Source organism: Anderseniella sp. Alg231-50 (assembly GCF_900149695.1).
Classification (GTDB): domain Bacteria; phylum Pseudomonadota; class Alphaproteobacteria; order Rhizobiales; family Aestuariivirgaceae; genus Anderseniella.
This window is the reverse complement of record NZ_LT703003.1, coordinates 976,598-1,002,194: the sequence shown is the minus strand read 5'-3', so window position 1 is coordinate 1,002,194 and position 25,597 is coordinate 976,598. Positions and strand designations below refer to the sequence as shown.

The following is a 25,597-nucleotide window of genomic DNA, read 5'->3' as shown; positions in this document are numbered from 1 at the left end:
ACCATGCCGGTATCGTTTGCCGTGTTGCGCCATTTGATGAGCCTGAGATCATGCCAGTCGTACCCTTGCCAGCCAGAAATGACGTGTGCGCGCCGGAGTTCTGCGCCGATCACATTCTGCTCCAGCTGACCGCTCTGGCCGACAAGCACGGGCCGGACGGGCTCGAGTTTCGGCCTGCGGCCCTGAATTATCTGAAAGACCTGATCAAGACATCGCGCGCGGAAGAGGAGGTCCGGCTCACCGAAACCGGCAAGGGGCGCGATTGCGCCCACCGGCTGTCTGCCCTGCAGGACCACCTGATCACCGCAATTTATGAATTTGCATCGTCGATTGTGTATGCCGCCAGCAATCCGTCGACATCTGAGCGCATATCGCTGGTTGCGGTGGGCGGCTATGGCCGCGGTGCGCTGGCGCCGGGCTCCGACATCGACCTGCTGTTGCTGCTGCCCTACAAGCAGACCGCCTGGGGCGAGAGTGTCGTCGAATACGTTTTGTACCTGTTGTGGGACCTGGGCTTCAAGGTCGGCCATGCCACGCGCTCGGTGGATGACTGTATCCGGCTGGTTCGCACCGACACCACCATCATGACATCGGTTCTGGAGGCCCGCTTCATCTGCGGTCATAGGCCGCTGTTCGACGAGCTGCAAAGCCGTTACGGCAAGGACATTCTGGCCCGCGACCAGCGCCAGTTCGTTGCTGACAAGCTCGAGGAACGCGATGAGCGTCACCGCCGCGCCGGCGAGTCGCGCTATCTGGTCGAGCCTGACGTCAAGGACGGCAAGGGCGGCATGCGTGATCTTCATACGATGTTCTGGATCGCCAAGTTCGTCTACGGCACCCGCTCCGCCCGTGAACTCGCCAAGTCCGGCCTGTTTACCCGCAAGGAACAGAACCGTTTCATCAGCTGCGAGGATTTTCTCTGGGCTGTGCGCTGTCACCTGCATTTCATGACCGGGCGCGGTGACGACCGGTTGAGTTTCGACAAGCAGTCGGAAATGGCGACCAGGCTCGGCTATGAAGCCCTTGGCGGCCTGAAGTCGGTCGAGCGTTTCATGAAGCACTATTTTCTGGTCGCCAAGGATGTCGGTGACCTGACCCGCATCATGTCGGCTGTCCTGGAGGCACAGCAGATCAAGCAGGCGCCGAGCATGAGCGAATTGTTCGGGCGCTTCAGCTGGCGTTCGATCAAGCTGGACGATGATGGTGTGTTCAAGATCGAGGCAGGCCGTATCAAGTCCGTGGATGAAGACCTGTTCGTAACCGATCCGGTTTCGATCATGCGTCTGTTCCGGGTGGCCGAACACAACAACCTGTCCATTCATCCCGCAACCCTGAGGCTTGTGCGCCGCAGCCGCCGCGCCATCGACAAGCAGATGCGGGCAGACCCGGTGGCCAACGAGCTGTTTCTCGATATTCTGACCAAGTCGCGCGATCCGGAAGCCGTGTTGCGAAAGATGAGTGAAGCCGGCGTGCTGGGCAGGTTCATACCTGAATTCGGGCGCATCACCGCATTGATGCAGTTCAACATGTATCACCACTATACGGTCGATGAGCATCTGATACGGGCGGTCGGTGTCTTGTCGAAGATCGACCAGGGCCTGCTGACGCAGGACCATCCGCTTGCCTCCGGCATCATCCAGGGGGTGGTTTCAAGACGCGTGCTGTATGTTGCCGTGCTGCTGCATGACATCGCCAAGGGACGCAAGGAGGATCATTCCATTGCCGGTGCCAAAGTTGCCAAAACCCTTTGCCCGCGGCTCGGCCTGAGCAAGTCTGAAACCGAAACCGTTGAGTGGCTGGTGCGTCATCATCTGGTCATGAGCGAGACGGCGCAGATGCGTGACCTGTCCGACTACAAGACCATCACTGATTTTGCCGAGATTGTACAAAGTCCGGAACGGTTGCGGCTGTTGCTGGTATTGACGGTTGTCGATATTCGCGCGGTCGGACCGGGCGTCTGGAACGGCTGGAAAGGCCAGCTGTTGCGCACACTGTACGCGGAAACCGAACCGCATCTGTCAGGCGGACATACCTCGATCTCGCGCGTTGACCGCATTGAGGCTGCCAAGATGGCTCTTGCCGGCGCATTGTCCGACTGGGACGCGGATGACGTGTCGGCCTATCTGGAACGCCACTACGACGCGTACTGGTATACGGTGGACCTTGATCATCAGGTGATGGATGCGAAATTGCTGGCCCGCGCGGGCGAGACCGAAAACCCGGTGGCGTTTGACGTGCGCACCGACAACTTCAAGTCGATTACCGAAATCACCGTCTATGTGCCGGATCATCCGCGACTGCTTGCCTTGCTGACCGGCGCCTGCGCAGCCGGTGGCGCCAATATTGTGGGCGCCAAGATTTTCACCACCACTGACGGCATGGCGCTCGATACGCTGCTCATCCAGCGCGAGTTTGAGGACCCGGACGACGAACACCGACGGATTGACCGTATCCTCGATCTGATGCGCCAGGCGTTTGCCGGCAAGATCCAGTTGCGCAAGGCCGTTGCCGAGGCGTCGCGCCCGAAAGGCCGTATCAAGGCTTTTACCGTGGAGCCCCAGGTCATCGTGTCCAATGACACGTCAAACCGGTTCACGGTGGTTGAAGTGGCAGGGCTTGATCGCCTCGGCCTGCTGTTCAAATTGACCGACAGCCTGTTCCGGCTGAATCTCAACATCGCCTCGGCGCAGATCACGACGTTCGGCGAGCGCGCCGTCGATGTGTTTTACGTGACGGATCTGATTGGCCAGAAAATCACCAGCAAGACCAGGCTGCAATCCATAGAGGAAAGCCTGCTTGACGTTCTGGAATCCGGAACAAAACAGGCAGTTGCCAAGGCCGGCTAGCGTCCGGGCGTACAAGTCTGCGCTGCTTGCTGAACTACAACCGCTTGTCTACAAGTTTACACGACGGCTGATTCTCGTTTCATCATGACGGGGATTTGTGACAAGCCGCGACCCTGATACCGCACGCAAGGCACATCGCACAACAATGGCCCTATTACGATCCGCTTCGACAGTTGCCGCCATGACGATGATCTCTCGGGTGCTGGGTTTTGTCCGCGACGTGCTGATGGCAAGCGTTATCGGAACCGGCCTCATTGCCGATGCCTTCGTTGTCGCCTTCAGGTTTCCGAACCTGTTTCGCCGCCTGTTTGCCGAAGGGGCTTTCAACGCCGCTTTCGTGCCGCTGTTCGCCCGCCGTCTGGAAGGTGAGGGTCAGCCCGCCGCCACCCGCTTTGCCGAGGAAGTACTGGCCTGCCTGCTGGTTTTCCTGATTTCGCTGTCCGCACTGGCCATGCTGGCCATGCCGCTCATCATCTACGTCCTGGCGCCCGGCTTCATTGACAATCCGGAAAAGCTCGATTTGACGGTTCAGCTGACCCGCATCGCGTTTCCCTATCTGACCTTCATGTCTCTGGTCGCCCTGGTTGGCGGTATCCTGAACTCCCTGCACCGGTTTACCGCCGCTGCCGCAGCACCGATCATCCTGAACATTGTGCTGATAGGGGTGCTGGCGTTCGTGTTGCTGTCGGGATGGGATGCGGAGCCGCGAACCGGTTTTGCCCTGGTCTGGGGGGTGAGCGCTGCGGGCCTGTTACAATTCATCATGCTGTGGATTGCCATGACCCGGGCCGGTGTCTCCCTGAAACTTAAACGCCCGACCATCACGCCGGGGGTCAGGCGCCTGGTCAGCCTTGGCATTCCGGGCCTGATTGCCGGCGGCATAACCCAGATCAACCTGCTGGTTTCCACCATGATCGCGTCGCTGCAGGATTCCGCGCCGTCGTGGCTCTACTATGCCGACCGCATCTATCAGTTGCCGCTGGGCGTTATCGGCATCGCCATCGGCGTGGTGCTGCTGCCGGAACTGTCGCGCCGCCTGCGCGCCGATGATAGCGAGGGCGTGCATTCAAGCCAGAACCGGGCGCTCGAGATATCGCTGCTTCTGACGATACCGTCGGCCGTCGCTTTGATGGCCATGCCGCATCCGATCATTCACGTGCTGTTTGAGCGAGGCGCGTTCGATGCGGATGATGCCCGCGCCACCTCGATAGCACTTGCAGCCTTTGCCGCGGGGCTTCCGGCATTCGTGATGATCAAGGTGTTTTCACCGGCCTACTTCGCGCGTGAGGACACCCGCACGCCGATGTGGTTTGCATTGATTTCTGTCGTCATCAACATAACCGGTGCGCTGGCCCTGTTTCCGTTCCTGGCCTATGTCGGTGTAGCATTGGCAACGACGGCTGCCGGGTGGGTCAATGCCCTGCTGCTGGGTTACACTTTGTCGAAGCGCGGTGACTTCACCCTCGATGGTCGTCTGCGCAAGGCACTGCCCAGGATCATCGCCGCAAGCCTGGTCATGGGCTTTGTACTCCTTGGCGTAATGCAGTTTGTGAGTCCGCTGTTCAGTGCTGACACCTTGTTCATTGTGCGCCTGGCGATGCTGGCCGCCATGGTCGGGTTCGGGGCGGCTGTGTACTTTGCAATTGCATGGTGGACGGGTGCGCTGGATGTCGCCGCGCTGAAGCAATCTTTTGCCCGCAAGAGCTGATGGCGCTTGGCAGCGCGTGCGCATTGCGGCATATACCCGGCCAGCCAACCGAAAACATCCTGATCCAGCGGAGCTTTCATAAAATGTCCCAAGCCAGCCAACGCGTATTCTCCGGCGTGCAGCCAACCGGCAACCTGCATCTGGGCAACTATCTGGGGGCCATCAAGCGCTTTGTCGCAATGCAGTCGTCGCATGAATGCATCTATTGCGTGGTCGACCTGCATGCGATTACCCAGGACAGGTCGGTGTGGGGCGGTCCGGAAGAACTGGCCCGCAGTACGCGCGAAGTCACCGCCGCCTACCTTGCATCCGGTATCGATCCGGCCGCACACATTGTCTTCAACCAGAGCCAGGTCGCGGCCCACTCCGAACTTGCCTGGATATTCAATTGCGTGGCCCGTGTGGGATGGCTGAACCGGATGACCCAGTTCAAGGACAAGGCCGGCAAGAATCGCGAGAATGCCTCGGTTGGCCTGTATGCCTATCCCAACCTGATGGCAGCCGACATACTGGCCTATCGCGCCACTCACGTGCCGGTCGGCGAAGACCAGAAACAACACCTTGAGCTGACCCGTGACATTGCCCAGAAGTTCAACATCGACATGGCCGACGCGTGCACCGAGGCCGGGTATCCCGACGGGTTTTTCCCGTTGCCGGAACCGTTGATCACCGGTCCCGCCACACGTGTCATGTCGCTGCGTGACGGCGACAAGAAGATGTCGAAGTCCGATCCGTCGGATTTGTCGCGCATAAACCTGACCGATGATGCGGATACCATCGCGAAGAAAATCCGCAAGGCGAAAACCGACCCGGATGCGCTGCCCGAATCCATGGAAGCCCTAAAGGGCAGGCCCGAGGCAGCCAACCTGCTGGGTCTTTTTGCGGCACTTCAGGACGCGACCCTTGAAACCGTGCTGCCGCAGTTCGCCGGTCGGCAGTTTTCCGAGCTGAAGCAGGCTCTGGCTGACCTCGCAGTGGAAAAACTGTCGCCTATTGCCGGTGAAATGCAGAAACTGATGGCGTCGCAGGATCACATTGACGCGATACTGAAGGACGGAGCCGAGCGCGCAAACGCCATTGCGGAGCCGGTTATGGCCGATGTACGGCGCATTATGGGTTTTGTTCGCTAGAAAGACGTTTCCATGCGCCATGCGGTGCCGGTAAAATTCTGACATGCTAATCTGGAATTATTCCAGAAAACCTATATATATAGGATAACATTCACCCGGCTACGCAGATCACAAGCACGCGTTACCGCAGGAGCTCAGACGGATATGTTCATTCAGACCGAAGCCACGCCAAATCCAAGTACCCTGAAGTTTATTCCCGGCAAGCCTGTCGTAGAAGGTGATCCGCGGGATTTCCGTTCGGCCGATGAGGCGACCATTTCACCGCTGGCTGAAAAACTGTTCGCCGTCAGGGGTGTTGAGGGTGTTTTCCTCGGTGCCGATTTCATCACGGTGACCAAGGATGACGGCGAATGGCAGCATCTCAAGCCGGCTGTGCTGGGTGCCATCATGGAACATTTCATGTCGGGCGCCCCGGTTATTCGCAATGGCGAATCGGAAGTGGTTGCCGATGAGGGAGAGTTTGCCGAAGCTGACCAGCAGATCGTCACGACCATCAAGGAACTGCTCGACACGCGGGTGCGCCCGGCTGTTGCTCAGGATGGCGGCGACATAACCTTCCACGGTTTCAAGGAAGGCGTCGTCTATCTGCAAATGAAAGGCGCGTGCGCCGGCTGTCCCAGCTCGACCGCAACGCTGAAGCACGGCATCGAAAACCTGCTGCGCCACTTCATCCCGGAAGTGAGTGAAGTTCGCCCGGTCTGACCGGATCGCCAATTGGATTGCGTACTGGCTCCAAGGCCATGATTGTTCTCAGTGTAGACACCGCGCATGCGGCCTGCTCGGCCTGTGTTTTCGACACAGGCAGGAATGAGGTGTTGTCACATGTCAGCGAGCCGATGCAGCGCGGACATGCCGAACGTCTGACCGATATGGTCGACGAGGCTGTTGTTTCTGCCGGCATTTCATTTGCAGACATTGACCGGCTGGCTGCGTGTTCGGGCCCCGGAACGTTCACAGGTGTGCGCATCGGATTGGCGTTTGTGCGCGGCCTCTCGCTGGTGCTGAAAGTACCTGTGGTCGGCATCACGACTTTTGCAGCGCTGGCGCAGGGCTGCCGGGCTGACGCAGCCGGCCGCGACATCTGGGTCATACAGGATGCGCGTCGCGGCGAGGTTTACCTGCAGGGTTTTGACGGCGACGGCAGCCCGATGCACGCCGCGGCGGTGCTTGCAGTATCCGATGCAGGCAAGTTGCTCAGTGACAAGTCAGGCCTGGCGGTTGGATCGGGCACAGGCCTGGTTGACCTGCCGGATGGTCTGGCCGTGTCGGATGTCAGCAACATTCCCGACGCGGCAACAATCGCCGGGCTCGCAGGCCAGGTCGCAGACACCGGCACCGCCGCCGTTCCGTTTTATCTGCGCGCGCCGGACGCCAAGGCACAGCAGCCACTGGTCACTCATCGTGAAAGCTCACAGTTGATCGAACCCGCAGGTGCGGAGTACGCCGGTGTTCTTGCGGCTCTTCATGCGCCGTGTTTTGAAGACGCCTGGGACAGCACCGCGATGGCGGCACTACTGGTGACACCCGGCACGACTGCCCTGCTTGCGACGCAGGATAAGGCTGGCGAAAAGCTTCCCTGCGGGTTTGTGCTGCTGCGCACCGCCGCAGATGAAATGGAAATACTGACACTGGCTGTAATGCCGCATACCCGGCGCCGCGGCGTGGCTCGGGCCCTCATGCAGGCTGTACGCCGGCATGCCCGGCAATCCGGAACCAGGAAGATATTCATCGAATATGCACAGGACAACCAGGCGGCTCACGCGCTTTACGAAAGCGTCGGCTATACCCGGAACGGGGTTCGTCCGAACTATTACAGGAACCCGGACGGCACCGCCAGTGACGCGGTGACAGCTAGCCTGATCCTGGATGAGACGGAGCATTTCGATTGTCAGCAACCCAATGAGCGACTATAGGCTCTACCACTTTAGCAACGATCAGGTTCGCTGTTTTGGGATGAACCACCCAAGAACATCCTGATCCGGGAGTGTCATCAATGCCGCCAACGCTGCAAGAAACATCACCGGCCGCGCCATCAAAGGTGTTCATCAAGACCTATGGTTGCCAGATGAACGTCTATGACAGCGAGCGCATGGGCGAGGTACTGAGTGAACGCGGCTACGTCACCACGCAAGCCGTCGAGGAAGCCGATCTTGTCATCCTCAACACGTGCCATATCCGCGAAAAGGCTGCCGAGAAAGTATACTCGGAGCTCGGCCGGTTGCGCCGGTTGAAGTCGCGCGGCGGCCGCGACATGAAAATCGCCGTGGCCGGTTGCGTGGCCCAGGCGGAAGGCGAGGAGATTGTCCGCCGCGCACCTGTGGTTGACCTGGTGTTCGGTCCGCAGACCTATCATCGCCTTCCCGATCTGCTTGACCGTCACGGTGAAACCGGCGCCGCCGTGATTGAAACGGAACTGCCCGTCGATGAAAAATTTGAAATCCTGGATGCACCTGCAACAAAACCTGTCAGGCGCGGCGTTGCGGCTTTCCTGACGGTGCAAGAAGGCTGTGACAAGTTCTGCACGTTTTGCGTGGTGCCTTATACTCGCGGTGCCGAGTTTTCCCGCCCCGCCGATCGTATTCTGGCTGAAGCGCGCAAGCTGGTGGATGCAGGTGTTCGTGAAATCACGCTGCTGGGCCAGAATGTGAACGCCTGGCATGGTGACGGACTTGCCGGTCATGACTGGACGCTGGGTCACCTGCTCAATGCGCTGTCGGATATCGATGGCCTCGAACGGTTGCGCTACACAACCAGTCATCCGCGCGACATGGACAATGAACTGATCACGGCACATGGGGTAAACCCGAAGCTGATGCCGTATCTGCATTTGCCGGTCCAGTCCGGCAGCGATCGTATTCTGAAGGCCATGAACCGCAAGCACACCGCCGCCGAATACATCGAGCTTGTCGGCCGCATCCGCGATGCCCGGCCGGACATCGCCATGTCGTCGGATTTCATCGTCGGGTTTCCGGGAGAGACCGATGCCGATTTTGCAGCCACCATGGATCTCGTGCGCCAGGTGACATACGCACAGGCCTTTTCCTTCAAGTACTCACCGCGTCCCGGCACACCGGCATCCACGGAAGCCAGCCAGGTGCCGGAAGAGGTCAAGACCGCGCGGCTTGCCGAACTGCAGGCCCTGCTGGGCGAGCAGCAGGCATCGTTCAATGAAGCCTGCAAGGGGCGCGTGCTCGATGTGTTGCTGGAAAAGCCCGGCCGCCAGGAAGGCCAGCTGATCGGACGTTCGCCTTACCTGCAGTCGGTATTCATCAATGCTGGTGACCACGCTATCGGTGACACCGTGAAGGTTGCCATAGAAACTGTCGGGCCGAATTCATTAACCGGTCACATGGTTGAAGCATAAGGCCGAATGTGATGTGCTTTCACCATCATGCTAGAGAGACATGGGCATACTTGGACCCGTAAAGCTGCTCTAGCACTTTGAAAACGATCAGTTTTATGATTTTGATTGGTTCAGTCAAAACATACTGATCTAGCGAATCAGGAGAACTGCCCCGTTGACGTCACGCACCGCCCAGCCAAGGCCCGCATCCCGGCAAAAAAAGGCCGCCGCAGACACAGCGCAAAGCAGTATCACCCTAGGTTTCGATGACAACCGTTTGCTGATGCTGGTGTTCGGCGAACACGATGAGCATCTGCTGCTGATTGAAGACCGGCTCGGCGTGGACATCACGCCGCGCGGCAACAAGGTTGCCATTCGCGGTTCTGAAGCAGGTCATGAAATGGCCAGGCAGGTTCTGGTGGAGCTCTACGAGCGTGCCCTGGAGGGGCTTGACCTTGGCCGGGGTGATGTCGAGGGCGCCATTCGCATGGCCATGAGCCCGGTTGCCGTTGCCAAGGGCGCATCGGAAGTTGCCGCAATCCGCACCCGGCGCAAGACGGTAACGGCCAGGTCGCCGGGCCAGAAAATCTATCTTGAAGAAATTGCCGCCAACGAGCTTGTGTTCGGTGTCGGGCCGGCAGGTACCGGCAAGACATACCTGGCCGTTGTATGCGCCGCTGCAGAACTGATGGCCGGGCGGGTCGACCGTATCATCCTGTCGCGTCCCGCTGTGGAGGCAGGCGAGCGTCTCGGATTCCTGCCCGGTGACATGAAAGAAAAGGTAGATCCCTATCTCAGGCCGCTTTACGACGCGCTTTATGATGTCATGCCGCCGGAAGCCGTAATCAAGGGTCTCGCCGACAATACCATTGAAATCGCGCCCCTGGCCTTCATGCGCGGCCGGACCCTGTCATCGGCCTTCATCATTCTGGATGAGGCGCAAAACACCACGCCACAACAGATGAAAATGTTCCTGACCAGGCTCGGTGAAGGCTCGCGCATGGTTATTACCGGTGATCCGACGCAGGTCGATTTGCCACCGGGAACGACGTCCGGTCTGACCCAGGCGCTGGATTATCTGAAAGGTGTAAAGGGCATCTCGCAGGTGAAGTTCGACAAATCCGATATTGTCCGCCATCAGCTTGTGTCGCGCATTGTTGATGCCTATGAGCGCGCCGGCTGGGAGCCGGCAACGAAGCCGCGAACGCCGTGATACTCGAAATTGAAGTCGACAGGACCGCCTGGCAGGAACTGTCCGATCCCGAAATCCTGTTACGCCAGGCTGCACAGGCGACCGAAGCTGCTCTCGACACGGATTTGTCGCAGACGGTGCTGACTGTTTCGCTGGCAACCGATGACGAAGTGGCAGGGCTCAATCAGCAATGGCGCAACAAGGCGGGGCCGACCAATGTACTGTCGTTTCCTGCCGCCCGGGACATGCCGTTGCCGCCCGGTGAGCCGCGTCCGCTGGGTGATATCATGCTGGCGGCAGGTGTGGTAAAACGCGAAGCAGCCGAGCAAGGTAAATCACTTGAGCATCATTTGGTTCACCTTGCTGTGCATGGCATCTTGCACATAATGGATTATGATCACATAAATGAAGCCGAGGCGACCGAAATGGAAAGCCTTGAGGTAGACATACTGAACGTGCTCGGCATTGCCAATCCGTATACATGAAACGTATTAGGATCATTGTAGAGACAGGACAGAGGACGCCGGTGAAAGCCGGCCGGTCAAATGGACGAAGACCAATCTAGCAGGTCCCTCGACGGGACCAGCCCCACTTCTGAAAACTCACGAAACGACAATACCGGCCTGTGGTCCCGGATCAAGCGGGCCCTGGGCGGCGGCAGGACGGACGAGACCCTGCGCGAAAGCCTGGAAGGCGTGCTTGACCGGCATGCCGAAGAAGAAGGTACGGCTGCATTTCGCGCAGATGCCAAATCGATGATGCTCAACCTGATCGAGTTTTCCGATTTGCGTCTGGATGATGTCATGGTGCCGCGTGCCGAGATTATCGCGATCGATGCCGCAAGCTCCGTCTCGGAACTGCTCGACTGTTTTCTCAAGGCGGGCCATTCCCGGCTGCCGATCTATCACGACACGCTGGATGAGCCGCTTGGCATGATCCACATTAAGGACTTTCTGGAATGGCTGAACTCCAATGACAAGCGGGTTCAGGAAAAGCCGCGCGCAAAGAAGGCTGTGCCGATCCTCTCCCTGTCGGCAACCGACCTTAAAACCCCGGTGAGTGAACTTGGCATCATGCGTGAACTGCTCTACGTGCCACCCTCCATGCCAGCTGCGGACCTGCTGGTGAAAATGCAGTCGACCCATGTTCACATGGCGGTTGTGGTGGATGAATATGGCGGCACCGACGGCCTGGCTACCATCGAGGACCTTGTCGAGGAAATCGTTGGCGACATTGCCGATGAACATGATGAGAAGGATGAACTGATCACCCGTGCATCCGATACCAGTTGGCTGGCCGAGGCACGGCTGGAAATCGAGGATGCCGAGAGTGTGCTCGGCCTCAAGCTGCTGCCGGCGGATGAGGAAGAAGAAGCCGATACGCTTGGCGGTCTGATATTCCACATGCTTGGCCGGGTGCCGGTTCGCGGTGAACTGATCAAGCATGACTCCGGAATCGAGTTCGAGATTGTGGCGGCCGATCCGCGCCGGGTCCGGCGTCTTGCCATCCACACCAAGCCGCGCAAGGCGCGCCAGCCTTCCAGCACGGCCAAGCCCGCAGCGAAAACCTCCGAAGAGCCATCTCCGCAGGTGCAGAACTGACCGGCATGCTGGCAACACTGGCGACCGGGCCGCTTTGGCGCGGCTGCCTTGTGGCCGTGCTGGCGGGCGGGCTGGCCTGTTTGTCCCTGCCGCCATTTGACGTCTGGCCAGTCCTGTTTGTCAGCTACACGGTACTGGTCTGGCTGCTGGATGGCGCTTGCCACGGGCGGGCGCATAAACGGCACCGCTTCGGAGCCGGCTTCGCCATCGGATGGTGTTTTGCTTTTGGGTATTTTGTGCCCTCACTGTGGTGGATTTCGGAAGCCTTCTGGCTGGAGCCGGAAAAGTTCGCAGCCCTGATTCCGTTCGCGGTTGCCGGTTTGCCGGCATATCTGTCGCTTTACTGGGGGCTTGCGCTCGGTGTCGCGGCCGTATTGTGGATTAAAGGTTGGCCGCGGGTCCTGCTGCTGGCAGGGCTGGTTGGTGCGGGAGAATGGCTCAGAGGCCATCTGTTGACCGGGTTTCCCTGGAATCTGCCCGGTTATGGAGCCGGTTCACTGGATGGATTTTCACAGACCGCCAGCCTGATAGGCATATACGGCCTGACCGTTGTGGTTGTCATCGTGGCTGCGGCACCGGCTGTAGTTTGGGATCTGCGAAGATCCGCACCGAGTTTCCCGGTGCGTTTGGTGTTCCCGGCCATTGTCGTGGCCGGAGCGGTGGCTCTGCACGTTTGGGGCAATAACCGTGTCGCAGCCTACGATGCTCTTCTTGCCAAAAGCACGGGCAACGCAACCCTGGTTCGCATCGTTCAGCCGAACATTTCCCAGAAGGACAAGTGGGACCCGGCCCATGCCAGCCGCATCATCGATACTTACCTGAAACTGAGCGGGATGCCTTTTGCCAGTTCTCCGAAGGCGCCGCCGATTATCGTTTGGCCTGAAAGCGCTTTACCGCGGCTGATCGGTGAGGAAGATGCGTTGCGCGCGACAATAATGGCCAGCCTGCCGTCAGGCTCTCCGTTGCTGACCGGCGGTCTGCATCGCGTTAGGGATGAGACGGGCACGGTCTCGATTTTCAACTCACTGCTGGCCATCCCTGCACACGGTCAGATCGCAGCCCGGCATGACAAGGTGCGGCTGGTTCCCTTCGGAGAATTCTTGCCGTTCCAGTGGCTGCTGGAGCCAATTGGCTTGCGGCAGATCGTAAACCTGCCGCCGGGGTTCTCAGCCGGCAGCAAAGACCGGGTTATCCGGTTTGACGGGGTGCCGGCCTTTGCCGGTTTCATTTGTTACGAGGCGGTGTTCCCGCGATCGGTGCCGTATGCATCACGGCCTGAAATGCTCGTAAATGCGACCAACGACGCCTGGTTCGGTACATCGGGCGGTCCGCATCAGCATCTGGGCCATGCGCGCTTCCGCGCAATCGAGCAGGGCGTGCCCATGATACGCGCTGCCAATACCGGGATTTCGGCAATGATTGATTCGGCAGGCCGTGTGACGGCGAAGCTGCCGCTGGGCACTGCCGGTCACCTGGATGTTGCCATGCCTGCGGTTATGGCCGCAACGCCGTACGCGGCCATTGGAGATTTTGGCTTCCTGGGACTGCTGGTTTCAATCTCGTTCGGTTATTTAATTTGTAGACGGATGAAGAAGTTTTGTGTACCAGATGTGCATGAGAACTGATTGTAGGCGTGAATCGGCAACACATATTTCCGTCTATGGCCCCTTAAAACAACTTCACAACGGTGTGCCGGCGCGGCAACTGATCAGCCAATTGGAATTGTTGCGAGCAGGCAGGTTTTTGCCGTTTCGCGACCTCGTGCGGGACAGGTGACTGATGACAATGAAAATGCCAAATCCGATTGATGTACATGTTGGCAGCAGGCTGCGGATGCGCAGGATGCTGGTCGGCATGAGCCAGGAAAAACTGGGCGAGAGCCTCGACCTGACTTTTCAGCAGATACAGAAGTATGAAAAGGGCTCCAATCGTATCAGTGCCAGCAGGCTGTATGACATGTCGCGTATTCTTGACGTGCCGGTGCAGTTTTTCTTCGATGACATGGCCTGCAGCGACGTTGCCAACCGGGAAAAGGCTGGCAAGGCATCCGGTTCCTTTGAGATGATCGAATTCCTGTCCAGTCCCGACGGTGCCCAGCTTGTCCGGACATTTTCCGAAATCGAAAGCTCTGAAGTCCGTCGCAATATTCTCGATCTCGTCAAGTCGGTATCTGGCATCGGCGCCGTTGCGTCTGACCAGACCTGAGGATTTTACGCCGCCAGAGTTGCAGTTAATTGTTTGCGTTGGGCAAAGTTGGCTTGACGTGATGCGCGCAGCCTGACAAAAGGGCGTCCACACGGCTGCCATTGCATATAAAGAAATCTGCATATGGCGATCATCCTGTCCTACGCGCGGAGTTTGCAAGCCATGGCACGCCAGAATTATCTTTTCACTAGTGAATCAGTTTCCGAGGGTCACCCGGACAAGGTGTGTGACCGAATCTCCGACGAGATCGTTGACCTTGTGTACAAGGAAGCCCGCAAGACAGGTACCGATCCTTGGACTGTTCGCGTTGCCTGTGAAACGCTGACCACAACCAATCGTGTGGTTATTGCCGGCGAAGTTCGGGTTCCCGATACGCTGTTCAAGAAGGACAAGGCAGGCAACGTGGTTCACGATGCTGCGGGCAAGCCGGTGATCGCACCGGGCAGGTTCCGTTCCGCGGCCCGCCGTGCCATCCGCGCCATCGGTTACGAGCAGGCAGGTTTCCATTGGAAAACCGCGAAAGTCGATGTCCTGCTGCATGCCCAGTCGACGGACATCGCCCAGGGCGTGGACAATGCTGCCGACCGCCAGGGTGAAGAAGGCGCCGGTGATCAGGGCATCATGTTCGGCTATGCCTGCCGCGAAACACCGGACTTCATGCCGGCACCGATCTACTACTCCCACAAGATTCTCGAACTGATGGCGACAGCACGTCACAAGGGTGAAGGCGATGCCGCCAGGCTTGGGCCTGATGCCAAGAGCCAGGTCACCATCCGCTATGTCGACGGCAAACCATCGGAAGTCACATCGATTGTTGTTTCGACCCAGCATCTCGATGAAAGCTGGGATTCGGCAAAAGTACGCTCGGTCATTGAGCCCTATGTGCGTGAAGCACTGGGCGATTTGCCGACTGCTGCTGATTGCAAATGGTACATCAATCCCACCGGCAAGTTTGTCATCGGTGGTCCCGACGGTGATGCCGGCCTGACTGGCCGCAAGATCATCGTCGACACCTACGGCGGTGCTGCGCCGCATGGCGGCGGCGCATTCTCCGGCAAGGACACAACCAAGGTTGACCGGTCGGCTGCCTACGCCGCGCGCTACATGGCTAAGAATGTTGTGGCTGCAAAACTCGCCGACCGCTGCACGATCCAGCTGTCCTACGCCATCGGTGTCGCACAGCCCCTGTCTGTTTATGTCGACACCCATGGCACCGGAATGGTGCATGAAAGTGTGCTTGAGCAGGCCCTGCGCAAGTGCATGGATCTGTCACCTTCGGGTATTCGTCGTCATCTTGACCTTAACAAGCCGATTTACGCCCGCACCGCTGCCTACGGCCACTTTGGCCGCAAGCCGCGCCGTGACGGGTCGTTCTCCTGGGAAAAAACCGATATGACCACGGCACTCAAGCAAGCCGTGAAGGCGGCGTCGCAGGAACCGCAGGAGCTCTCACGGGCGTCGTAATGGCGGCCTGCCGCTCCGCAGCGCGCGATACCGGACGACTGTCAAATCGAGTATGCGGCTAGCGCCACTTGATCGAGCAGCCCATGCTCGGTGTTTGCTGGCGCGGGCCCTCGCAGGTCTCTGCGATCTGGCGCATGGCGTTGACGAGTTCGCGCGTCCGGTTTGCCGGGTCGCCCATTTTGGCATCGTCGAGCCGGCCGCGATATTGCAACTCTCCATCCTTGTTGAACCCAAAGAAGTCAGGCGTGCAAACAGCACCGTAGGCTTTACCGACCGATTGGTCTTCGTCGATAAGGTAAGGGAATGGAAAGCCGTGGCGTTCGGCAAACCGTTTCATGTTTGCCGGGCTGTCGGCCTGAACATTGTGATAGTCGTTTGACATCACCGCCAATATGTTGATGCCGTCGTCCATCAGGTCCGTTGTGTCCTTTGCGAACCGGTCGGCGATGGCCTGGACGTAGGGGCAGTGGTTGCAGATGAAGGCGATCAGAAGTCCCTTTTCTCCCAGCTGTTCAGACAGGGTGAAACTGTTGCCGTCAGGGTCCTTCAATGTGAATTCGGTTGCTGTCCAACCGAAATCGCAAATGGGAGTGTCGAGTAACATGGCATTGCTTTCCTTTGGTTCTGGTGATCGCCAGAAAAGCACTTCTGACTTTGTTAAGGTAACTTTATTGCATAGTGGGACTACCCTGCAGGCCCGACGCTTTTGCCGGACCTGCAGCGATTGTTCTGTTTTTCAGGCCGCAGCCACCTGCTCGGCGCTCCATGTGTTAGGAGCGAAGGCACTGTCAACGTCGGTTTCGGCAATGTGGTTGGTGTAGTTGGACATCACCTTCAGGCTGGTGCCGAGAACGACTTCCAGGACTGTCTGGCGGCTGTAGCCGGCCGCGATTAGTGCCTCGACGGCTGTCTGGGACGGCCAGCCGCGGGTTTCGTTGATAACGACAGCGAACTGGCGCAGGGCTTCCAGCTTGGCGTCTGCAATCGGGGTGTTGTTGCGCAGGGCCTCGATGACACCGGCGTCGACCCCGGCCATTTGCGAAATGGTCGTGTGTGCGGCCATGCAGTAAACACAGCCATTCAGCCGGTTGTTCGTCATCAGAATGATCTGGCGTTCGGTTTCCGACAGGTCCGTCTTGTCGAAGATGCCGGCCAGCGTCATGTAGCCTTCGAGCAGGGAGGGCGCCTCGGCCATGGTGCCGAGAAGGTTGGGTACGAAGCCGTAGGCGGTCTTGGCACCTTCAAGCAGTGGCTTGGAGGCTTGTGGCGCAGTTTCAATAGTATGAGTGCTGAAGTCGGTCATCGGTCATTTCCTCTTGGGTTTGGTTGGTGATCGAAATTGTTTATAACGATCGGTATAGGTTCAGATAGGTTGTTTAAACCAATCGGTCAAGACCTTCATGCGATTTTATTGAACGATCGGTACAAACTCTCTATATTGAAACCAGCGGCAGTACCGAATTGGAGCAAGAACATGCCCTGGGAAAAAACATTTGATCTGGACGAGGCTACCGACAAGGCGATCTCGGTGTTCTGGCAGAAGGGCTATGAGGCAACGTCGATTTCCGATCTGGTCGAGGGCATGGAGATCAACAAGGGCAGCCTCTACAATGCCTTCGGCAGCAAGAAGGCCCTGTTTGACCGCGCCTTGCTGCGATACGACCAGAAGAACCGACAGAAGTCATTGCGCGAACTTGAGGCAATGGCAGACCCGGCTCTGGCCATCGCTGCGCTGTTCGACGGCCTGATTGCGGAAGCAAAGACTGATGTCGGGAACAGGGGCTGCCTGCTGGTCAACACGGCACTGGAATTTCCCAATCAAAGCGCTGATGTGCAAAACCTGGTGACGAGCGCGCTTCATGAGTTCGAGGCATTTTTCAAGCGCATGATTGTTCAGGGACAGAAACAGGGAGGCATTCCGGCTGACGTCGACGCGGACGCGGCGGCGAGGTCAATGCTGGCTCTGGTTGTCGGTCTTCGCGTACTTGCGCGCGGAACCTATGATGCCGAGGCGCTGCGGGTGCTTAAAGCCGGTGCAATGAAACTCATAAGCTAGGCACCGGGCGGGCTGAACGAGCCAGGGAACGCTTGTCAAGAAACCGTACATAACTGACACTGTAAGATCATCATCTTGGTAACCGATCAGGGCATTTCCAATCATGTCACAGCCGCCGGACCGGCCCCGGTTTGCAGAAAAATTTTTCGGACGTCGCTCAGGGCAGGCCTTGCGTGACAATCAAGTCCGGCTCGTGGAAAACCTGCTGCCGAAACTGCGGGTACCTGACCGGGCCGACAGTCTGCGTGATCCCGGTTCATTGTTCGAAAGCCCGGTATCCGAGATCTGGCTGGAAATCGGTTTCGGCGGTGGTGAACACCTGGCCTGGCAGGCAGCCGCCAATCCGCATGTCGGTTTCATCGGCGGCGAACCGTTCATAAACGGTGTTGCCAAGCTGCTCAGCCTGGTGGAAAGCGGCGCGCTTGCAAACGTTCGCATTATCGACAATGACATTCGCCCGCGTATGGACCAGCTTGGCGATCAGACAATATCACGCGCCTTCCTGCTGTTTCCCGATCCGTGGCCAAAGCTGCGCCATCACAAGCGCCGGTTTGTAAACCGGACCAACCTGGACAGGTTGCATCGCATCATGAAGCCCGGTGCGGAATTTCGCGTGGCCAGCGATATCGATCATTACATTCAATGGAGCCTGCACGAGGTTGCCGCGCATGGCGGGTTCCGGCTGCTGTCGGACAACCCGGCCGACCGGCGCCGGCGTCCGGCCGACTGGCCGCAGACCAGGTATGAGGCAAAGGCCGTGCGCGAAGGCAGGACCTCCGAATATCTGCGAATTATTCGCGTATAGTAGCAAAGCAGCCAATTAGTTCCCCTGGCATAAGCGTTTTGCTTGAAGTCCGCGCATTCTCGGCGTATATGTAGCTCATCAAGTTCATTCTCATAGGTTTTCAAGGACGACTGAAAACCACGGTTCATGAGGGTGGGTCCTGCGGGACCCGCTTTTTTTGTTGCCTGAACGGGGATGATGTTTGCTTTGGTCAGCCGGATCTCTTGCGCCCGGCTGGTGCGGACAGGGAGATAACTGATGGTGGCCGACATGGCCAAGAGGATGCAGGTCGAAACCGGCGTGGCCGCCAAGGTGGCCCGGCTGGTCGAACCTGCCATCGACGAGCTGGGTTTCCGGCTGGTGCGCGTGCGCCTGTCCGGCACCACGCTGCAGATCATGGCAGAGCGTCCCGACGGCACAATGACGGTTGGCGGTTGCCAGGATATTTCTCGCACCATTTCGCCGTTGCTGGATGTGAATGACCCCATATCCGGCAAGTACAGTCTCGAAGTGTCGTCGCCCGGTGTGGACCGGCCCCTGATGCGCCCTGAAGATTTTGAGCGCTGGGCCGGTTTTGAAGCGAAGATTGAGCTGGTGACGCCGCTGGCAGGCCGCAAACGGTTTCGCGGCAGGCTGGAAGGTTTTGATGACGGCGAAGTGCGCCTGTTCATCGCGCCGCCTGAAAAGGGCGGTGAAGATATCCTGATCGGACTGGATATTACCGCAATAGGTGATGCCCGCCTGGTGATGACTGACGAATTGCTGAAAGCTGCCGGCGTGCGCGCCAAGGCAGGTGAGGTCGGCGATGGTGCCGACTGGACGCAGGACAATGAAATTGAATCTAACGACATTAAAGCGGAGTGAACGAAATGGCTGATGTCGCCGTAAGTGCAAACAGGCTGGAATTGCTGCAGATCGCAGATGCGGTTGCACGTGAAAAATCCATCGACAAGGCTGTCGTGATCGATGCGATGGAGGACGCGATCCAGCGTGCCGCCCGTTCACGCTATGGCGCCGAAAACGATATCCGTGCGGAAATCGACCCGCAAACCGGCGAAACCAAACTGTACCGCCTGCTGGAAGTGGTCGAGGAAGTCGAAAACGATTCGACCCAGATCACCATGAAGGAAGCACTGGACCGTAATCCTGGCGCACGCATGGGTGACTTCCTGTCCGAGCCGCTCCCACCGGTCGACTTCGGCCGCATTGCTGCCCAGAACGCCAAGCAGGTGATCGTGCAGAAGGTCCGCGATGCCGAACGCGAGCGTCAGTTCGAAGAATACAAGGATCGCATCGGCGAGATCGTTTCCGGTGTCGTCAAGCGTGTTGAGTACGGCAATATCATCGTCGACCTTGGCCGTGGTGAAGGCATAGTGCGCCGCGACGAGGGTTTGCCGCGCGAAGCATTCCGCAACGGCGACCGGGTGCGGGCCTATATTTTCGACGTGCGTCGCGAACTGCGCGGTCCGCAGATATTCCTGTCGCGCTCGCGTCCGGAGTTCATGGCCAAGCTGTTCCAGCAGGAAGTACCGGAAATCTACGACGGTATCGTTGAAGTCGTGGCCGTGGCTCGTGATGCCGGGTCACGCGCGAAGATTTCCGTGCGCTCCAAGGACAGTTCAATCGATCCGGTTGGCGCTTGTGTCGGCATGCGCGGCAGTCGTGTCCAGGCCGTGGTCAATGAGCTGCAGGGCGAAAAGATCGACATCATTCCCTGGACACCCGATGCGGCCAGTTTCATCGTCAACGCGCTGGCGCCTGCCGAGGTTGCCAAGGTGGTGCTTGATGAGGATGCCCAGCGCATCGAGGTCGTTGTGCCCGACGAACAGCTTTCGCTGGCAATCGGCCGTCGCGGGCAGAACGTTCGTCTTGCCTCGCAGCTGTCCGGCTGGGATATCGACATCATGACGGAGGCCGAGGAATCCGAACGCCGCCAGAAAGAATTTGCAGATCGTACCCAGCGCTTCACCGAGGCGCTTGATGTGGATGAAATGCTGGCTCAGCTGCTTGCATCGGAAGGTTTCGATTCCATTGAGGAAGTTGCTTACGTGGCTCCTGAGGAAATTGCGTCCATTGAGGGACTGGATGATGAAACGGCATCTGAAATCCAGGCCCGTGCGACCGAGTTCCTAGATCGTCAGGCGTCGGAACTGGAGGCCAAGCGCAAGGAACTTGGAGTGGCTGATGACCTGGCCGGCTTTGCCGGGCTGTCACCGGCCATGCTGGTGATGCTTGGAGAAGACGGCGTGTTCACCCTTGAAGATTTTGCCGGCTGTGTGCCGGATGATCTGGTTGGCTGGAGCGAGCGTGGCGAAGGCGAGACCATCCGCCATGAAGGTGCGCTGTCCGCAACCGACATGACCGCGGCCGAAGCCGAAACCCTGATCATGACGGCTCGTTTGCAACTGGGCTGGATTGAGCCGGAGCCCGAGCCGGATCCGGAAGCAGACGCAGAAGCAGAAGGCAGCGAGGAAGCTGCCGCCACAACCAGTAACGAAGAGTAAGGTGAACACCCGGCAACATGACAGGTCTGGCACAACAAACCATCCTCGAGGATGACCCGAATGTCCGCATGTGTGCGCTAACGCGTACACAGCGGCCGCGCGGAGAACTGTTGCGCTTCGTTGCTTCACCGGACGGAGACCTGGTGCCGGACCTGAAGGAAAATTTGCCGGGCCGCGGTGTGTGGTTGAGCCTGTCGCGTGCAGGTGTTGGCGAGGCCGTCAGGCGCAAGGTGTTTGCACGGGCGCTGAAAGCTCCGGTCAGGCTGCCGGAGAATCTCGCCGATCTGATCGCACGCCTGTTGCTTAAAGACGCCATGTCGTGTCTGTCTCTGGCATCGAAGGCAGGCCAGCTTGTTGCCGGGTTTGAGAAGACCGAAGCCATGCTTGCACATGGCCGGGCCGCGGTTCTCATCGCAGCCTCGGACGGTGCCGAAGACGGTCGCCGGAAATTGTCCGGAAAACTGCGGGCCGCCGATCAGGCCGACCGGCTGGTCGAATGTTTTGCTTCTGCTGATTTGGATTTGGCATTGGGGCGTACAAATGTGATACATGCTGCCATCAACCCCGGCGGTCTGGCGCAGAAATTCCTGGCCTGCGCAAGACGATATGAATTTTTTGAGTTAAACGGAGCCGCACAAGCGGAAAGCTGATACGCAATGAGTGATACGAACGACAACGATAATGGTAACGAACGTCCTGGCGGACGCACACTCGGCTTGCGCGGTGGTGGCCAGAGCAGGGTGCGCCAGAATTTTTCACACGGGCGGTCAAAAACCGTTGTGGTGGAAACCAAGCGCAAACGCATTATTGGAGCACCGGGTGCCAAACCTGCCGCTCCCGCGGCCCCCGCCTCTGCAGAGGCGCCCGCGCCGGCGCCTGCTGCGGCACCGGATCCCAAGCCGGCAGTCGCGACACCGGAAGCTTCGGCTCCGGCACCGGCTGCTCCTGCCGCGCCCAAGCCTGCCGCGCCTGCGCCGGCTGCGGCTGCACCTGCCGCCGCGGCGGCACCGGCACCTGCAGCGCCCGCCGCTCCAAAGCGGCCACCGATCAAGACGGTTGGAGCGCCCAAGGTATTGCGCACCCTGACAGCCGAGGAAGCCGAAGCACGTGAGCGTGCGCTGGTTGAAGCACGCCAGCGTGACATCGAGGACAAGAAGCGCGCCGAAATTGAAGCGGTTGAGCGTGTTGAACGTGAAGCGCGTGAAGCCGCCGAGCGGGTCGAGAAGGAAGCCGAAGAAGCCCGCCGCGCCGCAAAGCGCGCTGCGGACGCGGAAGCCAAGCAGGCCGCAGCAGAAGCCAAGGCCAGCAAGGCAGCAGCTGCAGCCGAAACCGAAACCGATGCCGGGCGCTCGAAATCCCGCCGTCCTGCCGGTGGTGCGGACAAGCCTGCGACGCCGCCCAAGCCGCGCAATGATGCTGACCGGCGCCGTGGCAAGCTGACCATTTCCAACGCGCTTAATGACGATGGTGGGCGGGCTCGTTCACTGGCTGCATTCCGGCGCCGCCAGGAACGCCAGAAGAAGCAGGCCATGGGCGGTTCGGTGACCAAGGAGAAGGTTGCCCGTGAAGTGACCATTCCTGAAGTGATCACCATTCAGGAACTGGCCAACCGCATGAGTGAACGCGCCGTCGACGTCATCAAGTTCCTGATGAAGCAGGGCGAGATGCACACCATCAACGATATCGTCGATACCGATACCGCCCAGCTGATCGCGGAAGACTTCGGCCATACCGTCAAGCGGGTATCTGAATCTGATGTTGAAGAAGGCCTGGCAGGTGATGACGACCCGGCGGATAAAATGAAGCCACGTGCGCCGATTGTCACCGTCATGGGCCATGTCGATCACGGCAAGACATCACTGCTGGACGCGCTTCGCAACGCATCTGTGGTGTCCGGCGAGGCCGGCGGTATCACCCAGCACATCGGCGCCTACCAGGTTGAAACGGACAATGGCCTGGCAACCTTCATCGATACACCGGGCCATGCTGCCTTTACCGCCATGCGGGCACGCGGCGCCAAGGCGACGGATATCGTGGTGCTGGTCGTGGCGGCGGACGATGGCGTCATGCCGCAAACGATCGAGGCCATCAGCCACGCCCGCGAAGCAGGTGTTCCGCTGATTGTCGCCATCAACAAGATGGACAAGCCGGACGCAGATCCAAGCCGTGTCCGGACGGACCTTCTGAACCATGAAGTGATTGTCGAAAGCATGAGCGGTGACGTGCTCGAAGTGGAGATATCCGCGCTCAAGGGCACCAATCTCGACAAACTGCTCGAGGCAATCCTGCTGCAGGCTGAACTGCTCAACCTTCAGGCCAACCCGGATCGTGCCGCTGACGGTATCGTGGTCGAGGCACAGCTCGACAAGGGTCGTGGTCCCGTGGCCACAGTCCTGGTGCGCCGCGGCACTTTGCGGGTCGGCGATATTGTCGTGGCCGGCGTTGCCTGGGGCAAGGTACGCGCGCTGATCAATGACAAGGGCGCCAACATCTCCGAAGCGGGCCCTTCGGTTCCCGTCGAGGTTCTGGGCATGAGTTCGGCGCCGGATGCCGGAGACCAGATCGTGGTGGTCGAGAACGAAGGCCGTGCCCGCGAAGTCACCGAGTATCGTGAACGTAAATTGCGCGATACGCGCGGAGCCCCGAGTGCCAGGTCATCTCTGGAACAGATGATGAGCCAGCTCAAGGAAAGCGGCATGCAGGAGTTCCCGATCCTCATCAAGGCTGATGTGCAGGGCTCGGCGGAAGCCATCGTGCAGGCGCTCGACAAGCTCGGCACCGATGAAGTTGCGGCCCGTGTCGTGCATTACGCGGTCGGTGGTATTTCGGAATCCGACGTGCAGTTGGCGCAAGCCTCCAATGCCATTGTCATCGGCTTCAATGTCCGCGCCAACAAGCAGGCACGCGATGCAGCCGAGGCCAGCGGCATTGAAATCCGCTACTACAACATCATCTATGACTTGGTCGACGACGTGAAGGCGGCCATGTCCGGCCTGTTGTCGCCGGATCTGCGCGAGACTTTCCTCGGCAATGCCGAAATCCTGGAAGTCTTCAACATCACCAAGGTCGGCAAGGTTGCCGGTTGCCGTGTCGTGGAAGGCAATGTCCAGCGTGGTGCCAAGGTGCGCCTGGTGCGCGACAGTGTTGTGGTCCATGAAGGCACTCTGTCGACGCTCAAGCGCTTCAAGGACGAGGTCAAGGAAGTTCAGGTCGGCCAGGAATGCGGCATGGCCTTTGAGAACTACCAGGACATGCGTGCAGGTGATGTGATCGAGTGCTTTACCGTGGAGAGCATTCAGCGCTCGCTTTAAGGCGCGGGCCCGATAAGGAATGAGGAGCGGGCCGGCAACGGCTCGCCCGTCGCGTCCGCCCGATGGAGTGACTTGACGATGAAACCAAGAACAAAAGCTGCCAAGGGCCCGTCGCAGCGCCAGTTGCGCGTGGGCGAGCTGATCCGGCACGAACTGTCGGCGCTGTTCATGCGCGGCGACGTGATGGATCCGATTGTCGAAAAGACCGGGGTTACGGTACTGGAAGTGGCAGCCACACCCGACCTCAGGACGGCCACTGCTTATGTCCGTCCGTTCCAGCCGTCAGGCGACGGCGAAGTGCTGGTCGAAGCCCTGATGCGCCACCGCAGGTTCATCAAGGGCGAACTGGCGCCGAAGCTGCAGTTGAAATTCATGCCGGAGATCAAGTTCCGCATCGATAACTCGATCGACTACGCCTCCAGTATTGATGCCCTGCTTGCCGACCCGAAGGTCAGGGGCGATCTCGGGCCGGACCGCGAAGACTGAAAGCGCAGGTCCTGATTGGCTCGTCGTAAAAAGGGAAACCGTGTTCACGGTTGGGTGTTTCTCGACAAGCCCTTAGGCATGGGATCCACACAGGCCGTGTCCATGGTGCGGCGCGCATTCAATGCGCAAAAGGCCGGCCACGCCGGAACCCTCGATCCCCTTGCAACCGGCCTGCTGGCCATCGCGCTGGGAGAAGCCACCAAGACGGTCCCCTATATGACCGATGCACAGAAGACTTACACCTTCACCGTTCGCTGGGGCGAGGCGACCGAGACCTGTGATGCGGAAGGCGAGGTCTGCGCCACCAGTCCGAGGCGGCCGATACGCCGCGAAATTACCGATGTATTGCCGGATCTTACCGGACAGATCGAGCAGGCCCCGCCTGCCTACTCTGCCATAAAGATTGACGGTCAGCGCGCCTACGACCTGGCCCGGGCCGGTGAACAGGTCGAGATGGCAAAACGGCCGGTGCAGGTGGAAAGCCTGAAACTGACCGGTTGCCCGGACGAAGATCATGCCGGCTTTGAAGTGTGCTGTGGCAAGGGCACCTATGTCCGCTCGCTGGCCCGCGACATGGCTGTTGCACTTGGCACCCAAGGCCATGTCACCGCTCTTCGCCGCATCGCCACCGGCGGTGTGTCGATTGACCAGTGCGTTGCCGCCGGCGCCTTTGACGATGCCGATGCGGACGATCTTTCCGGTCTGTTACATCCTCTGGAGGCGGTGCTGGGTCATTTGCCGGTGATCGAGCTGGAGGAAGTAGCGGCCAGCAAGGTGGCTCATGGCAACCCGGTGCAAGTGGCGAAGCACACCATTGCCGGAGATCAGTTTTGCAATGGGGCCGAATTGCTGCTGACCCGGTCCGGTACGCCAATGGCCATTGCCAGGTATATGGATGGCGCGCTGCAACCGGTGCGGGTTTTTCAGCTCGATGACTGACATTGGTGTCGTTGCCTTTTGGTCTGGT

At 59.1% G+C, this 25,597-nt stretch carries 22 protein-coding genes; 20 read left to right on the top strand and 2 right to left on the bottom strand.

What is annotated here, in order from left to right; all coding sequences use genetic code 11:
- The first annotated feature begins 50 nt into the window (after positions 1-50).
- The 12 genes from DHN55_RS04735 to metK all read left to right on the top strand — a co-directional run bounded on the left by DHN55_RS04735 (position 51) and on the right by metK (position 15,489).
- Positions 51-2,846, top strand: a complete 2,796-nt coding sequence (locus DHN55_RS04735) for a [protein-PII] uridylyltransferase (RefSeq protein WP_108880205.1) — start codon at positions 51-53, stop codon at positions 2,844-2,846.
- A gap of 145 nt (positions 2,847-2,991) precedes the next feature.
- A complete protein-coding gene (gene murJ, locus DHN55_RS04730; protein ID WP_108881710.1) occupies positions 2,992-4,554 on the top strand; it encodes a murein biosynthesis integral membrane protein MurJ in 1,563 nt (520 codons plus the stop codon).
- A gap of 83 nt (positions 4,555-4,637) precedes the next feature.
- Positions 4,638-5,684, top strand: coding sequence for a tryptophan--tRNA ligase (gene trpS / locus DHN55_RS04725; RefSeq protein WP_108881709.1), 1,047 nt, complete (start codon positions 4,638-4,640; stop codon positions 5,682-5,684).
- 144 nt (positions 5,685-5,828) lie between these two features.
- Positions 5,829-6,386, top strand: coding sequence for a NifU N-terminal domain-containing protein (locus DHN55_RS04720; RefSeq protein ID WP_108880204.1), 558 nt, complete (start codon positions 5,829-5,831; stop codon positions 6,384-6,386).
- A gap of 38 nt (positions 6,387-6,424) precedes the next feature.
- Positions 6,425-7,597 carry a tRNA (adenosine(37)-N6)-threonylcarbamoyltransferase complex dimerization subunit type 1 TsaB gene (gene tsaB, locus DHN55_RS04715; protein ID WP_108880203.1) on the top strand — a complete coding sequence of 391 codons (1,173 nt, stop codon included), beginning with the start codon at positions 6,425-6,427 and terminating at the stop codon, positions 7,595-7,597.
- Between the two features lie 80 nt (positions 7,598-7,677).
- Positions 7,678-9,048 carry a tRNA (N6-isopentenyl adenosine(37)-C2)-methylthiotransferase MiaB gene (gene miaB, locus DHN55_RS04710; RefSeq protein ID WP_108880202.1) on the top strand — a complete coding sequence of 457 codons (1,371 nt, stop codon included), beginning with the start codon at positions 7,678-7,680 and terminating at the stop codon, positions 9,046-9,048.
- Positions 9,049-9,202: 154 nt separating this feature from the next.
- Positions 9,203-10,240, top strand: coding sequence for a PhoH family protein (locus tag DHN55_RS04705; RefSeq protein ID WP_443111083.1), 1,038 nt, complete (start codon positions 9,203-9,205; stop codon positions 10,238-10,240).
- A complete protein-coding gene (ybeY, locus tag DHN55_RS04700; protein WP_337659922.1) occupies positions 10,237-10,704 on the top strand; it encodes an rRNA maturation RNase YbeY in 468 nt (155 codons plus the stop codon). Before DHN55_RS04705 ends, ybeY begins: the two co-directional genes overlap by 4 nt.
- A 60-nt stretch (positions 10,705-10,764) precedes the next feature.
- Positions 10,765-11,820 carry a transporter associated domain-containing protein gene (locus DHN55_RS04695; protein ID WP_108880201.1) on the top strand — a complete coding sequence of 352 codons (1,056 nt, stop codon included), beginning with the start codon at positions 10,765-10,767 and terminating at the stop codon, positions 11,818-11,820.
- Between the two features lie 5 nt (positions 11,821-11,825).
- Positions 11,826-13,445: an apolipoprotein N-acyltransferase gene (gene lnt, locus DHN55_RS04690; protein WP_108880200.1), complete on the top strand. Its 1,620-nt coding sequence runs from the start codon at positions 11,826-11,828 to the stop codon at positions 13,443-13,445.
- A gap of 154 nt (positions 13,446-13,599) precedes the next feature.
- The gene (locus DHN55_RS04685; RefSeq protein WP_108880199.1) at positions 13,600-14,025 is read left to right on the top strand and encodes a helix-turn-helix domain-containing protein; all 426 of its coding nucleotides are present in this window, start codon (positions 13,600-13,602) and stop codon (positions 14,023-14,025) included.
- Positions 14,026-14,187: 162 nt separating this feature from the next.
- Complete coding sequence (metK, locus tag DHN55_RS04680; RefSeq protein ID WP_108881706.1) at positions 14,188-15,489, top strand: methionine adenosyltransferase; 1,302 nt, start codon at positions 14,188-14,190, stop codon at positions 15,487-15,489.
- Between the two features lie 58 nt (positions 15,490-15,547).
- Here the strand turns inward: metK and DHN55_RS04675 are convergent, their stop codons facing one another.
- Positions 15,548-16,093, bottom strand: a complete 546-nt coding sequence (locus tag DHN55_RS04675; RefSeq protein WP_108881705.1) for a redoxin domain-containing protein — start codon at positions 16,091-16,093, stop codon at positions 15,548-15,550.
- Positions 16,094-16,225: 132 nt separating this feature from the next.
- On the bottom strand, positions 16,226-16,792 hold the full coding sequence (locus DHN55_RS04670) for a carboxymuconolactone decarboxylase family protein (RefSeq protein ID WP_108880198.1): 567 nt from the start codon (positions 16,790-16,792) through the stop codon (positions 16,226-16,228).
- A 171-nt stretch (positions 16,793-16,963) separates the two neighbouring features.
- On the opposite strand from DHN55_RS04670, the gene DHN55_RS04665 reads away from it, so the two are divergent.
- From DHN55_RS04665 to truB, 8 genes are all read left to right on the top strand, one after another.
- Positions 16,964-17,545, top strand: a complete 582-nt coding sequence (locus tag DHN55_RS04665) for a TetR family transcriptional regulator C-terminal domain-containing protein (protein WP_108880197.1) — start codon at positions 16,964-16,966, stop codon at positions 17,543-17,545.
- A 103-nt stretch (positions 17,546-17,648) separates the two neighbouring features.
- On the top strand, positions 17,649-18,350 hold the full coding sequence (locus DHN55_RS04660; protein WP_108880196.1) for a tRNA (guanine(46)-N(7))-methyltransferase TrmB: 702 nt from the start codon (positions 17,649-17,651) through the stop codon (positions 18,348-18,350).
- Between the two features lie 237 nt (positions 18,351-18,587).
- Entirely contained in the window at positions 18,588-19,193 is a 606-nt protein-coding gene (gene rimP / locus DHN55_RS04655; RefSeq protein ID WP_108880195.1) for a ribosome maturation factor RimP, read from the top strand.
- A gap of 5 nt (positions 19,194-19,198) precedes the next feature.
- Positions 19,199-20,833, top strand: coding sequence for a transcription termination factor NusA (nusA, locus tag DHN55_RS04650; RefSeq protein WP_108881704.1), 1,635 nt, complete (start codon positions 19,199-19,201; stop codon positions 20,831-20,833).
- A 17-nt stretch (positions 20,834-20,850) separates the two neighbouring features.
- The gene (locus DHN55_RS04645) at positions 20,851-21,483 is read left to right on the top strand and encodes an RNA-binding protein (protein WP_108880194.1); all 633 of its coding nucleotides are present in this window, start codon (positions 20,851-20,853) and stop codon (positions 21,481-21,483) included.
- 6 nt (positions 21,484-21,489) lie between these two features.
- Positions 21,490-24,144: a translation initiation factor IF-2 gene (infB, locus tag DHN55_RS04640; RefSeq protein ID WP_108880193.1), complete on the top strand. Its 2,655-nt coding sequence runs from the start codon at positions 21,490-21,492 to the stop codon at positions 24,142-24,144.
- Between the two features lie 78 nt (positions 24,145-24,222).
- The gene (gene rbfA, locus DHN55_RS04635; RefSeq protein ID WP_108880192.1) at positions 24,223-24,630 is read left to right on the top strand and encodes a 30S ribosome-binding factor RbfA; all 408 of its coding nucleotides are present in this window, start codon (positions 24,223-24,225) and stop codon (positions 24,628-24,630) included.
- A 15-nt stretch (positions 24,631-24,645) separates the two neighbouring features.
- Entirely contained in the window at positions 24,646-25,569 is a 924-nt protein-coding gene (truB, locus tag DHN55_RS04630; RefSeq protein WP_108880191.1) for a tRNA pseudouridine(55) synthase TruB, read from the top strand.
- Positions 25,570-25,597 lie beyond the last annotated feature (28 nt).